The organism is Streptomyces sp. NPDC006476, from assembly GCF_040612015.1.
Lineage (GTDB): Bacteria > Actinomycetota > Actinomycetes > Streptomycetales > Streptomycetaceae > Streptomyces > Streptomyces griseorubiginosus_B.
In genome coordinates, this window is the sequence record NZ_JBEXPK010000001.1 from 158,189 (window position 1) to 171,789 (window position 13,601).

Here is a 13,601-nt window from a genome sequence, read left to right on the forward strand (position 1 = left end):
ACACATGGGACGAGTCACGGAACGACGCAAGGTGATCCGCATCCGGGACGGGGCCGTCTCCTCGCGCCCCGACACCCTGGTCGCGGAGGAGCCGCTGGAGATCCGGCTGAACGGCAAACCGCTCGCGATCACCATGCGCACCCCGGGCGACGACTTCGCGCTGGCGGCGGGCTTCCTGGTCAGCGAGGGCGTGCTCGCCGAGCAGACGGACCTGCAGAACATCGTGTACTGCGCGGGCGCCACGGTCGACGGCACGAACACGTACAACGTGGTCGACGTGCGGACGGCGCCGGGCGTGGCGATCCCCGACATCACCCTCGAACGGAACGTCTACACGACCTCGTCCTGCGGTCTGTGCGGCAAGGCGAGCCTCGACGCGGTGCGCACGACGGCCCGCTGGCCGATAGCCGACACTCCTCCGGTCCGCCTCGATCCCGAACTGCTCGCGGGCCTCCCCGACCGGCTCCGCGCGGCCCAGCGGGTCTTCGACCGGACCGGGGGTCTGCACGCGGCGGCCCTGTTCACCGAGGACGGCGAGCTGCTGGACGTCCGGGAGGACGTGGGCCGGCACAACGCGGTCGACAAGCTGGTTGGCCGCGCCCTGCAGAGCGGGAACCTCCCCCTGTCCCGCACGGTCCTCCTCGTCTCCGGCCGGGCCTCTTTCGAGCTGGCGCAGAAGGCCGTCATGGCGGGGATCCCGGTGCTGGCCGCGGTCTCCGCGCCGTCCTCGCTGGCCGTGGACCTGGCCGCCGAGGCCGGCCTGACCCTGGTGGGCTTCCTGCGGGGCAGCTCCATGAACGTGTACGCGGGCGAACACCGGCTCACCCTGCGGACCGCGGCCGCCCAGGCCTGACCGGCTCCCCGCGACACGGCGGCGGGGCCCCGACCGGCGGGGAGCGCCCCCTGCGCCGCACAGGGGCCCCGCCGACACTCTGGCTCCGTTCGCCTCCGGGGCGCTTTGTGCCGGTGTCGAGACGGCGATCGTGCTCAGCGCTTCGCGCCTCCGCGAAATCGGCCGTTCGGCAGGTCAGGACCGCCCGCTCAGCAGTGCGCACCGGAGATGGGTCAGCCGGCGACGAACCGCACCTCCGGCGCCCGTACCACCGTCCCCAGTCTCGGGAAGTCCAGGCGGGTCGACGCGTCGTGTTCGGCCGCCGTGAAGGCCGACATGGCGTCCTCGACGAAGACCAGGTCGTAGCCGAGGTCGCCGGCCGCGCGGGCGGTGGACTCGACGCCGAGGTTGGTGGCGATCCCGCCGAAGACCAGGGTGGTCACGCCCCGCTCCCGCAGTACGGCGTCCAGGTCCGTGCCCTGGAAGGCGCCGATGGTGCGCTTGACGATCTCGACGTCGCCGTCCCGGGCCAGGCCCGCCACCAGACCGCTGCCGGGCGGCTGTTCGGCGACGCCGGGGCGTTCGACGCGGACGAGCACGACGGTCGCGCCCGCCGAGCGGAAGGCGGCCGCCAACTCCTCGGCGGTGGACAGGACTTCGGGGCCCTTGCGGGGCTCCAGGGGCAGCGCGATGATCCGGTCCATCAGATCGACCAGGACGAGGGCGCTGCGCGCGGGATCGAGGGCGAGGGGTGCGGTCATGACGGAACGTTATCCGCCGTCAGCCCTCCGTAGTACCGGAAATCCGGATCAACATCTTCATGAACCGGTCACGTTCGGCCGCAGAGAGCGGGGCGAGCAGTTCGTCGTTGGCCGCGCGCGCCGCCTTCTCGCAGCGCGCCAGCGACCGCGCGCCGTCCTCGGTGAGGGACACCGCGTTCTTGCGGCGGTCCGCGGGATCCGGTTCGCGAACGACCAGGCCGGCTGCCTGGAGGTCGTTGAGGACGCCGACCAGGTCCTTCGGATCGAGCTGGACGCTCCGCCCGAGGTCGGCCTGGGCGACCGGGGCGAGGTCACGGACGGCGGAGAGCACCACGTGGTGCCACATCCTCAAGCCCTCCGCCGCGAGCGCCTCGGCCACCAGGGCGCGTCCACGGGCGGCCGCACGGCCGAGCAGCCAGCTGGGCAGGGAGCGGATCGCGGCGAGCGGGGCGTCGGACATGGCGGCAGCCTAGCCAAAACTCATTGGAGTTCCCAATGAATGCGCGATACCGTTGGAACTCCCAACGATTCCGTGCGATTCCTGGAGGTGTGATGCGGCGCGTCCGCTACGAGTCCGCCGGTGGCCCCCTGTTCGTGGAAGAGGCCCCCGTCCCGGTGCCCGGCCCCGGCGAGCTCCTCGTCCGCTGCGAGGCCGTCGGCGTCACACTCCCCGTCGTCCGCAAGGTCACCGAGGCGGCCGAGCCCGTTCCGCTCGGCGGCGAGATCGCCGGGGAGGTGGTGGCGGCCGGCGAGGGCACCACCCGCTTCGCCGCCGGAGACCGGGTGACCGGCCTGTGCTTCGGGCACGGCTACGCCGACTTCGCGCTGCTGCACGAGGCCATGGCCTCGCCGGTCCCGGACACCGCCTCGGTCGTCGACGCGGTCGCCCTGGTCCGCAGCGGCCTGGTCGCCCTCGGCGCCCTGGAGGCGGCCCGCCCCGAGCGAGGCGAGGCGGCCCTGGTCACGGCTGCGGCGAGCGGCGTAGGGCACCTGGCCGTCCAACTGGCGCGGCGGCGGGGCGCCGCGCGGGTGGTGGGCGCGGTGTCGGACCTGCGGAAGGCCGGTTTCGTACGGTCCCTCGGCGCCGACGAGGTGATCGTCTACGAGGCCGACGGCTGGGGCGACCCCGTCGACTACGTCCTGGACGCGGTGGGCGGCGAGCTGCTGACCCCGGCGATCGCGGCTCTGGCCCCGGGCGGGCGGCTCGTGGCGTACAGCTCGGGCGGCGGGACCGTGCGGGCGTACGACCTCCTCGTGGGCGCCAAGTCCGTGATCGGCTTCCAGATGGCCCGGATCGCCCGCGGGAAGCCGGAGTTGTACGAGCGGTGGCGACGGGAGCTGTGGCGGCTGCACGCGGAGGGCGCGGTGCGGCCGGTCGTGCACGGGGAGTTCGCTCTGGAGGACGCGGCGAAGGCGCACGCGGTGGTCGAGTCGCGGGGCAACCTGGGCAAGGTGGTGCTGCGGCCCTGACTTCAGGGCCCATGGACCGTGCCGTCGGCAGCCGCTAACGTCCCCTGGGTGCCCGACGACCGACGAGCACGACAGCGGACGGGAACCGGCCTCGGCCTGCTGCTGGCCCTGGTTCTCGGGACCGTCCTGCTCACCGCCCTGCCCGACGACGACGGCCGGGAGGGCGGCGGGTGCGCGCCGCACACGGTCACCTCGTGGTCGAAGGACGACCGGCTCACCGGTGAATTCGCCCGCTACGGCGACGACGCCACCCGCACCGACGACTGGACCGGCGGCGACGGCACCCACTCGCTGCGGCTGCCCGACGGACGGGTGCTGTGGCTGTTCTCGGACACCTACCTGGGCCAGGTGCACGGCCCGCCCAACCCGGTCGGCGAGTCCTCCGCCTGGCGGGACACCGGCGCTCCCCTGGTGCGCAACTCGGCCGTGGTGATGGACGCCGGGGGCCGGCTGCGCAACACGCTGCCCGCCCCGCTCTTCCCGAACCCCGCCCAGGACCAGTGGCGTTGGCCGGTCGCGGCCCGCGTGGAGCCGCGCTCCCCCGGCTCGCCCGAGAAGGTCGTGCGGGTGCTGCTGTGGGTGCGAGCGACCGGGCAGCCGCCGTGGATCTACGGTGTGCCGACCGCCACCGAGGTCGCCACACTGTCGCTGCCCGGCCTGCGGGTCGAGTCGGTGGCGAAGGTGCTCGACCAGAGCCTGGTCCCCGACCCCTCCCGCCGGATCCTGTTCGGCACGACCCTCGTCGAGCAGGGTCAGTGGACGTACGTGTTCGGCGGCGACGACGGTCGGGCCGTCTCCCGGCCGTCGTCCTCGGCGTACGTGGCCCGGGTGCCGAAGGGACGGCTCGGGGAGGCGTCGGCCTGGCGGTACTGGGACGGGGCCGGCTGGGGCACGGTGCCGAAACCGCTGGCGGGTGCCCAGGTGGGCAGCGCGTTCTCGGTCGTGCGCACGGGCGGTACGTACGTCCTGTTCACGATGGCCGCGGGTGCCGCCGGGCTGACCGGCGTGACCTCCTACTGGGCCTGCTCCCCCACCGGCCCCTGGCACGGCCCGGCGAAGGACTTCAGCGCCTCCCTGCCGGCGTCCGGGGTCGCCGCGTACAACCCGCAGGTCCACCCCGCCGTGTCCGACAGCGCCGGCGACGGACGGCTGGTGCTCAGCTACGACGTCAACTGGCTGGAGACGACGGGTGCTTCGGCGAGCATCAACGCGAACGTGTCCCTGTACCGACCTCGGTTCGTGACGGTCCGGCTGACCCGGACGCGGTGACCTCGCCCTCGCCTTCGTCCTCGGCCTCGGCGGCCTCGGGATCGTGCGAGCGACGCTTGGCGATCACCGCGCACACCATCAGCTGCATCTGGTGGAAGAGCATCAGCGGCAGCACCGCCAGCGAGGCGTGCGCCCCGAACAGCACGCTCGCCATGGGCAGTCCGGAGGCGAGGGACTTCTTGGAGCCGGCGAACTGGATCGCGATGCGGTCCTCCCGGTCGAAGCGCAGCGCCCTGCCGCCGTACCAGGTGAGGATCAGCATCACGGCGAGCAGCACCGCCTCGACGACCAGCAGGCCCCCCAGCCGGACGGGACTGACCTGGTGCCAGATGCCCTGGACCATGCCCTCGCTGAACGCGGTGTAGACGACGAGCAGGATCGAGCCGCGGTCGACCAGGCCGAGCACCTTCTTGTGCCGGGCGACGAAGCCGCCGATCCAGCGCCGCAGCAGCTGCCCGGCGACGAACGGCACCAGCAGCTGCAGCACGATCTGGACGAGCGAGTCCGCCGAGAACCCTCCGGCGCTGCTGCCCAGCAGGGCGGCGGCGAGCAGCGGGGTGACGACGATGCCGACCAGGGAGGAGAAGGAGCCGGCGCAGATCGCGGCGGGCACGTTGCCGCGGGCGATGGAGGTGAAGGCGATCGAGGACTGGATGGTCGAGGGGACCAGGGTGAGGAAGAGCAGGCCCTGGTAGAGCGGGTGGGTCAGGAGGACGGGGACCAGACCGCGGGCGGCGAGGCCGAGCAGCGGGAAGATCACGAACGTACAGACGAGGACCGTGCCGTGCAGCCGCCAGTGCTTGAGCCCGTCCAGCGCCTCACGGGTGGACAGCCGGGCGCCGTAGAGGAAGAAGAGGAAGGCGATCGCGGCCGTGGAGGCGCCCGACGCCACGTCGGCCCCCGTCCCGCGCGCCGGCACCACGGCCGCGAGGCCCACCGTGCCGAGCAGCAGCAGGATGTACGGGTCGATCGGCAGCCAACTCGGCCATCGCAGGCGTTTCACGGTGCTCCACTTGCTTGTCGCTGTAGGCGGGTCCGGGGCTCTGTCCGGGGCACGGAGTACCCCCGTTCATCGTCCTCCTCCCCCGGCCGATCGGGAATCCGTCATACCGCTCTGACTGTCATCGCCGATCACGATGACCGACTACCGTTGTCCCCATGTACGACCCCTCCCACCTGCGTACCTTTCTGGCGGTCGCGCAGACCCTGAGTTTCACGCAGGCCGCGCGCCGGCTCGGGCTGCGGCAGTCGACGGTGAGCCAGCACGTACGGCGGCTCGAGGACGCGACCGGGCGGCAGCTGTTCTCGCGCGACACGCACTCCGTGGAGCTGACGGAGGACGGCGAGGCGATGCTGGGCTTCGCCCGACGGATCCTGGAGGTCCACGAGCAGGCGACGGCCTTCTTCACCGGGACCCGGCTGCGCGGCCGGCTCCGCTTCGGCGCCTCGGAGGACTTCGTCCTGACCCGCCTCCCGGAGATCCTGGAGGGCTTCCGGCACGACCACCCCGAGGTGGACCTGGAGCTGACCGTCGAGCTCTCCGGCACCCTCCACGCACAGCTGGACGCGGGCCGACTCGACCTGGTCCTCGCCAAGCGCCGCCCCGAGGACCCGCGCGGCGAGCTGGTCTGGCACGACGAGCTGGTCTGGATCGGCGCGGAACGGCTCCGCCTCGACCCGGACCGCCCGGTGCCGCTGATCGTCTTCCCGCCGCCGGGCATCACCCGGGCGGTCGCCTTCGAGTCCCTGGAGCGTCAGGGGCGGTCCTGGCGCATCGCCTGCACCAGCGGCAGTCTGAGCGCGCTGATCGCGGCGGCCCGCGCGGGCCTCGGCGTCATGGCCCACTCCCGCGGCCTCGTCCCCCCGGGCCTGGTCCGGCTCCCCGACCGCTTCGGCCTCCCGGAACTGGGCCGGGTGGACTTCGTCCTGGTGCACGGCCGCCGCGGCGGCCCGGCCCAGAGCGCGGCGGACGCCCTGGCGGCGACGATCCTGGCGGGCGGCGACCGCCTGCAGCGCCGCAGAGGCGCGTAGGCGCGTAGGCGCGTAGGCGCTCCGCTGGATGTGCCGTGCTGTGCCGTCGGTCGTCCGCTGCGCCGTCGCGGCCGGTCGCGCAGTTCCCCGCGCCCCCTCGGGGGCGCTACTGAACCGCAGCGGACTTCACCACGCCTGTTCAGGTGCCCCCCTGGAAGTGCCTCGCTGTGCTGTCGGTCGTGCGCGGCGCCCTGGTGGCTGGGCGCGCAGTTCCCCGCGCCCCTCGGGGGCGCTACTGAACCGCAGCGGACTTCACCAGGCCCGCTCAGGCGCCCCCTGGAAGTGCCGCGCCGGGCCGTCGGTCGTCCGCGGCGCCCTGGTGGCTGGGCGCGCAGTTCCCCGCGCCCCTCGGGGGCGCTACTGAACCGCGGCGGACTTCACCAGGCCCGCTCAGGCGCCCCCCTGGAAGTGCCGCGCCGGGCCGTCGGTCGTCCGCGGCGCCCTGGTGGCTGGGCGCGCAGTTCCCCGCGCCCCTCGGGGCGCTGATGAACCGCGGCTTTCGCGCTCAGCGCTGGGGCGGCGGATAGGTCAGCTGCTTGATCCTGCGCAGATAGGGCACGGCGTCCACATGCTGGATCCCCTCCAGCCGTCCGATCGGCCCGCTCAGGTAGCCGTACAGCGCGGCCGTGTCCTTGAACACGGCGGTGGCCAACAGGTTCGACGCCCCGGAGATCGCGGTCACGTACGCGGTCTCCGGATGCCCCGCGATCGCCTCCCCCACCGCATGCAGCCTGGCCGGAGTAGCGGTGATCCACAGCGACGCGGAGAGGGGGTGGCCGAGGATCTCCGTGTGGTACTCGACGTCCAGATACACCGCCCCGGACGCGACGAGCGAGGCCAGCCGCCGTTTCACGGCGGACTCCGAGCGGCCGGTCGCACGCTGGAGCTCGGGATACGGGGCCCGCGCGTCCCGCTCGAGCACGGCGACGAGCGGCTCGTCCTCGGGATCGATCCGCGCGGGCCCCGCGGAGGGCACGAGATCCGGCCGCAGCGCCTCCCGCTCCTCCTCGGTCAGCGCGCCGAACTTCTGCAGCCAGCCGTCCGGCCCGCCGAAGAACCGGTGCAGCAGCTGATGGGCCCGCAGCTCCACCACGCTCGGCGTCCGCGGCAGCTTGCCCAGCAGCAGGTCGTCGCGGTCACCGGGACTGCGCGGCCGGGTCCCGCACAGCACCTCCGTCCCTCCGGCGGCGAGCGCGATCCAGTGGGTGTCCGGCCGCTTGGCGAGCGCGTCCGCGATCTTCAACGCGGTGTCCGGCACGCAGCGCAACCGCAGGTTCCATTGGTCGTACCCGAGCCGCTCCGGGTCCCGGACCGCCACCACCCGCAGCCCGCCCTCCGCGCACAGCCGCCGAAAGCGCCGGGCGACGGTCTGGTCGGAGACACCCAGCACCGCGCCGATCCGGCTGAAGGAGGCCCGTGCGTTGGCCTCCAGGGCCGCGAGGATCCGCAGATCGAGCAGGTCGAACGTGTCGGACTCCATGACGAGCCCGTGGGATTCCGTCGCGGTCATACCCTCTCCTGTCGGATTCCGGCGTCGGGACACCCGAAACCACCGTGATCGGCCGTGCGGGGCCCATCGTACGGAGAGATACGCGTCCGGCGTACGGAAAGCAGAGGGAGTTGAGGACATGCGTACATGGGGGCCGCTCACGGCGGTGTGCCTGGGCACGTTCATGTTGTTGCTGGACGTGACCATCGCGGTGGTCGCGTTGCCGGACATGGCGAGGTCGCTGCACGCGTCGCTGAGTGATCTGCAGTGGGTGATGGACGGCTACGCGCTGGCACTGGCCGCGCTGCTGCTCGGGATCGGGGCCGCGGCCGACATCCTGGGCCGGCGGCGGGTGCACGTCGTGGGCGTCGTCGTGTTCGCGACGGCGTCCCTGCTCTGCGGCCTCGCGACGGGGCCCGGCATGCTGGTCGCCGCGCGCGGGCTGCAGGGGCTCGGCGCGGCGGCGATGTTCGCGACCACGCTGCCGCTGCTGGGCTCGGTCTACCAGGGCAGGCGGCGCTCGACGGCCCTCGGTGTGTGGGGCGCGGTCAGCGGCGCGGCGGCAGCGGTGGGTCCGGTGGTCGGCGGACTGCTCACGGACGGGCCCGGCTGGCGGTGGATCTTCTACGTGAACCTGCCGGTGAGCGTGGCCGCGGTGTGGCTGACGCTGAAGGTGGTGCCGGAGTCGCACGGCTCGCGCGAGCGGCGCGTGGACTGGGCGGGCACGGCGACGTTCGCCGCCTTCGCCGCGGGGCTGACGTACGGCGCGGTGCGGGCCGGGCAGCACGGCTGGGGCGAGTCGGGCACCCTGAGCACCTTCGCGGCGGCCCTGCTGGCGCTGGTCTGCTTCGTGGCCGTGGAACGGCGGGGCGCCGACCCGCTGCTGGATCCCCGGCTGTTCCTGAAGCCCGGGTTCTCGGGCGTGATGGTGGGCGCGCTCGCCTTCAACGCGGCGGCGTTCAGCCTCATGGCGTACGACTCGATCTGGCTGCAGACGGTGCTCGGGATGAGCCCGGTGCGCGGCGGGCTGGTCTTCCTGTGGCTGTCGCTGTCGTCCTTCGTGGTGGCGGCGCTCGGCGGGCGGCTGCTGCACGGGGTGCCGGCGCGCATCACGATCGGCGGCGGGTTGCTGCTGATCGGCACGGGTCAGTTCTGCATGACGGCGCTGGACGCGGGGTCGACGGCGTCCGCGCTGGTGCCGGGGCTGATCCTGGTGGGTGTCGGCACGGGCCTGGTCGCGCCCGGCATCGCGGGCGCCGCGCTGGCCGCCGTGCCGCACGACCGGGCCGGCATGGCAGGGGGCGCGGTCAACACCTTCCGGCAGTTGGGGTACGCGCTCGGCATCGCCGTGTACGGCACCGTGGTGACCTCGCGGATGCAGGACACGCTGCCGCGCGAGGCCGCGCACGCGCTGGCGGGCGGAGCGGCCGGGGCGCTGCGCGGGTCCTTCCCGGAGCACGCGCTGCGCTCGGCGTTCGCCGCGGGTCTGAACACCGCGGCCGTGGTGGCCGGTCTCACTGCCACGGTGGCCGGAGCGCTCGTTCTCGCCCTGGTCCGGCCCCCTCGTCCGGGCCGCACCGGAGTGATGAATTCCGCCCCGGAGACGCTGAGGGAAGAGACGGCGACACACCCCGGATGACGCCATTGACCTGCGGTCAAAGCCGGTAGGCAGGTCGTACAGATTCGGTGGAGATTAAGAGCCCGATACTTACTCAACCGTCAGTTTTCTGTCCGACCCTTCCTGATGTGAGGGTATTTTCCGCCCGGTGGCCGGGGCGTAGGTGAGGGTTGTTCGGATTCGGCGCCCCTCCCGCCCCGCCGCCGGGTGGGGTAGCTTTCACGGCGCTTGCGAAGTCTCGAACACGGCGCCAAGGGGAGCGGGGAGTGGGTTTGCGCGAGTTCACCAACCCTCCGTTGGCGTTGGCACCCCCGGTGGGGGGTCTGGCCGACGTCGTCTTCGAGCGTGCCCAGCAGGACCCGCTGCACATCGCGCTCGGCCGCAAGGACGAGCAGGGGCGGTGGCGCGACGTGACCTCGGCGGAGTTCCGGGACGAGGTCCTGGCGCTCGCCAAGGGGCTGCTCGCCCGGGGCATCCGGTTCGGCGACCGGGTCGCGATCATGTCGCGCACCCGCTACGAGTGGACCCTGTTCGACTTCGCGCTGTGGACGATCGGCGCCCAGGTGGTGCCGATCTACCCCACGTCCTCCGCCGAGCAGTGCTTCTGGATGCTGTACGACTCCGAGTGCTCGGCGGCGATCGTGGAGCACGAGGACCACGCGATGACGATCGCCACCGTCATCGACCGGCTGCCGCAGCTGCACCAGCTGTGGCAGCTGGACACCAACGCCGTGCAGGAGCTGTACGACGCGGGCGCGCACATCGAGGACGACGTGGTGCACCGCCACCGGCAGGCCGTCACCCCCGAGTCGACCGCGACGATCATCTACACCTCCGGCACCACCGGCCGCCCCAAGGGCTGTGTGATCACCCACGGCAGTTTCATGTACGAGGCGGACACCGTCGTCGAGCGGTGGGAGCCGGTGTTCCACTCCAAGAAGGGCGACGAGGCGGCCACGCTCCTTTTCCTGCCGCTCGCGCACGTCTTCGGCCGCATGGTCGAGGTCGCGGCGATCCGCGGCGGGGTCCGCTTCGGCCACCAGCCGCAGCTCAACGCCGCCGCCCTGCTGCCCGACCTGCAGGCGTTCAGGCCGACCTTCATCCTCGCGGTGCCGTACATCTTCGAGAAGGTGTTCAACTCGGCCCGGCGCAAGGCGGAGAAGGAGGGCAAGGCGGGGCCGTTCGAGAAGGCGGTCGACATCGCGGTGAAGTACGCCGACGCCGTCGAGGCGAAGGCCTGGGGCATCGGACCGGGTCCCTCGGCGGGCCTCAGGATGCAGCACCAGCTCTTCGACAAGCTCGTCTACTCCAAGGTGCGGGCCGCGATGGGCGGCCGCATCCGCAACGCCATGTCCGGCGGTTCGGCGATGGACCGGCGGCTCGGCCTGTTCTTCGCGGGCGCGGGCGTGCCGGTCTACGAGGGCTACGGCCTGACCGAGTCGACGGCCGCCGCGACCGCCAACCCGCCCGACCGCACCCGCTACGGCACGGTCGGCCAGCCCATCCCCGGCATGACCGTGCACATCGCCGACGACGGCGAGATCTGGCTGCACGGCGCGAACATCTTCCAGGGCTACCTCAACAACCAGAAGGCCACCGACGAGACCCTGCACGACGGCTGGCTCGCCACCGGCGACCTGGGTTCCCTGGACGACGACGGCTATCTCACCATCACCGGCCGCAAGAAGGAGATCCTGGTGACCTCCGGCGGCAAGAGCGTCTCCCCCGGGGTGCTGGAGGAGCGGGTGCGTGACCATCCGCTGGTCAGCCAGTGCATCGTCGTGGGCAACGACCGGCCGTACATCGCCGCGCTCGTCACCCTCGACCACGAGGCCGTGGAGCACTGGCTGACGATGCGCGGCAAACCGCAGATGCCGCCGCAGCAGCTGGTGCGCGACCCGGACCTGGAGACCGAGGTGCGCCGGGCGGTGGTCGCCGCCAACACCCTGGTCTCACAGGCCGAGTCGATCCGTACTTTCCGTATCCTGGCCCAGCCCTTCACCGAGGAGCACGGTCTTTTGACCCCCTCGCTGAAGCTGAAGCGCAAGGCCATCGAGAACGCCTACGCCAACGAGGTCGAGGCGCTCTACCAGGCGTGACTAGCTGATGTTCACCCGGAAGATCTTGTCCGACCCGTCGGGCTGGTTGCCGTTGTTGTCGCTGTTGGTGGTCGACAGCCACAACTGGTCGGCGCCGGGAACCTTGGTGACCGTCCGCAGCCGGCCGTAGGTACCCACGTAGTACGCGGTCGGTGTGCCCACGCTCTCGTTGTCGCCGTTGATCGGGATCCGCCACAGTCGTTCGCCGCGCAGGGACGCCATGTAGACGACGTTGCGCACGATGGCGATACCGCTCGGGGACGCCTCCGAGACGTTCCAGGTGGCCTTGGGGTTGGTCATCCCGGAGACGCTGCAGGTGCCCTCGCAGGTCGGCCAGCCGTAGTTGGCGCCCGGCTTGATCAGGTTCAGCTCGTCCTTGGAGCTGTTGCCGAACTCCGCCTCCCACAACCGGCCGTTGCGGTCGAAGGCGAGGCCCTGCGGGTTGCGGTGGCCGAGGCTGTAGACGTAGTTGCCGAACGGGTTGCCGGGGGCCGGCTTGCCGTCGGTCGTCATGCGCAGGATCTTGCCGTTGAGGGAGTTCTTGTCCTGCGCCAGGTCGGGCGTCTGGGCCTCTCCGGTCGAGACGTAGAGATAGCCGTCGGGGCCGAAGAGGAGCCGTCCGCCGTTGTGGTAGCGGTTCTTCTTGATGCCCTGGAGCAGGATCTTGTAGTCGCTGAGCTTGGTGCCGTCGTACGTCATGCGCACGACCCGGTTGCCCTCGGAGGCGGTGTGCATGAAGTAGACGTAGTGGTTGGTGTCCCACTTGGGGTCGACGGCGACGCCGAGCAGTCCGCCCTCGCCGTTGGTGGTGACGGCGTTCGGGACGGTGCCGACCTGCGTCTTCGTGCCGTCCTTGGCGACCTTCCAGACCTTGAAGTCGTCCCGCTCGGTGACCAGGGCGGTCTTGCCGTCGGGCATCCAGTAGGTGCCCCAGGGGATGGTCCAGCCGCTGGAGAGCGTCGCGATGGAGGACGGGACGCCGCCGTCTGTCGCGCACGCCTTCGTGGTGAAGGTGACGGTGTTGCTGGCCTCGGAGACGTTGCCGGCGGCGTCCCGGGCGACGACGTTGAGGCTGTAGGGGCTGTTGCAGGCGAGCCCGGTGAGCGTGGTCGACGTGCCGCTGGTGACCATGTCGTAGACGGTGGTGTCGCTGCGCACGTCGTAGGCGACGACCGCCTTGTCGTCGGTCGAGGCGCCCCACTTGAGGTCGGCGCTGTTGGCGGTGACATTGCTCGCGGACAGCGTGCCCGGCTTGCTCGGCGGGGTGGTGTCGGAGCTGGGCTTGGTGGTGCAGTCGACGACCGGGCTGGCAGGCGAGGTGTTGCCGGCCGCGTCGCGGGCGATCACCGTGAGGTTGTAGTCGGTGTTGGGGGTGAGCCCGGTCAGCGCCTTGGAGGTCGAACTCCCCGGCGCCTCACTGATCTTGTTGCCGTGCTCGTAGATGTCGTACGCGCTCACCCCCACGTTGTCCGTGGACGCGCCCCACGCCAGCGTCAGCGCGTCCTCGCCGATGTCCGAGCAGCTGGGCTGTCCGGGACGGGTCGGGGCCTGGGTGTCGGCGGCCGCGTCGAGGCTGATCCGGTCGAGGTTGGGGCCGCCGTTGGCGGTGGTGGCGGTGGCCCGGATCGTGTCGGTGCCCGCGGTCAGCGGGACGTTGACGGTCTTGGTGACCCAGGTGTTCCAGTCGGCGGTGGCCGGGAAGGACACCCCGGAGGCGACGACCGTGCCGTTGACGGAGATGTCCATCGGCCGGTCGGTGGAGGTCCCGTTGGCATACCGCAGGGTGAGGGCGGAGGTGCCGGCGGAGGCCGCGCTCACCGTGAACTCCACGTAGGAGCCCTTGACGTTGGTGTAGTCGACGAAGCCGGTGCCGGTGTACCCGGTGTGGTTGGTGGCCACGGTGCCCTGCGAGATCAGGGCGTCCTCGGCCTGGTAGTCGGTGGCGGCCAGCGCGGTGCCCTGGCCGAGTCCGGCGAGCGGCAGCGCCAGGGCCGCCGCGACGCCGTACGGCAGAACTCTTCTGATGTTCACG

At 71.9% G+C, this 13,601-nt stretch carries 11 protein-coding genes; 6 read left to right on the top strand and 5 right to left on the bottom strand.

Translation table 11 applies throughout. The features are described from left to right. Positions 1 to 4: 4 nt before the first annotated feature. Positions 5 to 853, top strand: coding sequence for a formate dehydrogenase accessory sulfurtransferase FdhD (fdhD, locus tag ABZZ74_RS00685; protein ID WP_356760691.1), 849 nt, complete (start codon positions 5 to 7; stop codon positions 851 to 853). Positions 854 to 1,065: 212 nt separating this feature from the next. Here fdhD and ABZZ74_RS00690 read toward each other — a convergent pair whose 3' ends face one another. Together ABZZ74_RS00690 and ABZZ74_RS00695 are read right to left on the bottom strand one after the other, a co-directional pair. After that, positions 1,066 to 1,593, bottom strand: a complete 528-nt coding sequence (locus tag ABZZ74_RS00690; protein ID WP_356760692.1) for an isochorismatase family protein — start codon at positions 1,591 to 1,593, stop codon at positions 1,066 to 1,068. 19 nt (positions 1,594 to 1,612) lie between these two features. Continuing rightward, positions 1,613 to 2,053 (bottom strand): MarR family winged helix-turn-helix transcriptional regulator, encoded by a 441-nt coding sequence (locus ABZZ74_RS00695; RefSeq protein WP_356760693.1) that lies wholly within the window; start codon positions 2,051 to 2,053, stop codon positions 1,613 to 1,615. A 92-nt stretch (positions 2,054 to 2,145) separates the two neighbouring features. On the opposite strand from ABZZ74_RS00695, the gene ABZZ74_RS00700 reads away from it, so the two are divergent. Both ABZZ74_RS00700 and ABZZ74_RS00705 read left to right on the top strand, forming a co-directional pair. Next, positions 2,146 to 3,063 (top strand): zinc-binding dehydrogenase, encoded by a 918-nt coding sequence (locus ABZZ74_RS00700; RefSeq protein WP_356760695.1) that lies wholly within the window; start codon positions 2,146 to 2,148, stop codon positions 3,061 to 3,063. Between the two features lie 48 nt (positions 3,064 to 3,111). Beyond that, positions 3,112 to 4,332, top strand: a complete 1,221-nt coding sequence (locus tag ABZZ74_RS00705) for a DUF4185 domain-containing protein (RefSeq protein WP_356760696.1) — start codon at positions 3,112 to 3,114, stop codon at positions 4,330 to 4,332. Here the strand turns inward: ABZZ74_RS00705 and ABZZ74_RS00710 are convergent. Beyond that, complete coding sequence (locus tag ABZZ74_RS00710; protein WP_356760698.1) at positions 4,268 to 5,335, bottom strand: bile acid:sodium symporter family protein; 1,068 nt, start codon at positions 5,333 to 5,335, stop codon at positions 4,268 to 4,270. The two genes, ABZZ74_RS00705 and ABZZ74_RS00710, sit on opposite strands and share 65 nt — an antisense overlap. 155 nt (positions 5,336 to 5,490) lie before the next feature. Between ABZZ74_RS00710 and ABZZ74_RS00715 the strand changes: the two genes are divergently transcribed. Then, positions 5,491 to 6,363, top strand: coding sequence for a LysR substrate-binding domain-containing protein (locus ABZZ74_RS00715; protein WP_356760700.1), 873 nt, complete (start codon positions 5,491 to 5,493; stop codon positions 6,361 to 6,363). Positions 6,364 to 6,868: 505 nt separating this feature from the next. Here the strand turns inward: ABZZ74_RS00715 and ABZZ74_RS00720 are convergent. Further along, positions 6,869 to 7,873, bottom strand: coding sequence for an Lrp/AsnC family transcriptional regulator (locus ABZZ74_RS00720; protein WP_356760702.1), 1,005 nt, complete (start codon positions 7,871 to 7,873; stop codon positions 6,869 to 6,871). A gap of 118 nt (positions 7,874 to 7,991) precedes the next feature. On the opposite strand from ABZZ74_RS00720, the gene ABZZ74_RS00725 reads away from it, so the two are divergent. Next, entirely contained in the window at positions 7,992 to 9,491 is a 1,500-nt protein-coding gene (locus ABZZ74_RS00725) for an MFS transporter (RefSeq protein ID WP_356760704.1), read from the top strand. Between the two features lie 251 nt (positions 9,492 to 9,742). Continuing rightward, entirely contained in the window at positions 9,743 to 11,569 is a 1,827-nt protein-coding gene (locus ABZZ74_RS00730) for an AMP-dependent synthetase/ligase (RefSeq protein WP_356761093.1), read from the top strand. Here the strand turns inward: ABZZ74_RS00730 and ABZZ74_RS00735 are convergent, their stop codons facing one another. Then, positions 11,570 to 13,600, bottom strand: coding sequence for a PQQ-dependent sugar dehydrogenase (locus ABZZ74_RS00735; RefSeq protein ID WP_356760706.1), 2,031 nt, complete (start codon positions 13,598 to 13,600; stop codon positions 11,570 to 11,572). Between the last annotated feature and the right edge of the window lies 1 nt (position 13,601).

Coding starts and splice junctions, on each gene's coding strand:
- fdhD (WP_356760691.1), top strand. CDS start 5: ATGGGACGAGTCACGGAACGACGCAAGGTGATCCGCATCCGGGACGGG.
- ABZZ74_RS00690 (WP_356760692.1), bottom strand. CDS start 1,593: ATGACCGCACCCCTCGCCCTCGATCCCGCGCGCAGCGCCCTCGTCCTG.
- ABZZ74_RS00695 (WP_356760693.1), bottom strand. CDS start 2,053: ATGTCCGACGCCCCGCTCGCCGCGATCCGCTCCCTGCCCAGCTGGCTG.
- ABZZ74_RS00700 (WP_356760695.1), top strand. CDS start 2,146: ATGCGGCGCGTCCGCTACGAGTCCGCCGGTGGCCCCCTGTTCGTGGAA.
- ABZZ74_RS00715 (WP_356760700.1), top strand. CDS start 5,491: ATGTACGACCCCTCCCACCTGCGTACCTTTCTGGCGGTCGCGCAGACC.
- ABZZ74_RS00720 (WP_356760702.1), bottom strand. CDS start 7,873: ATGACCGCGACGGAATCCCACGGGCTCGTCATGGAGTCCGACACGTTC.
- ABZZ74_RS00725 (WP_356760704.1), top strand. CDS start 7,992: ATGCGTACATGGGGGCCGCTCACGGCGGTGTGCCTGGGCACGTTCATG.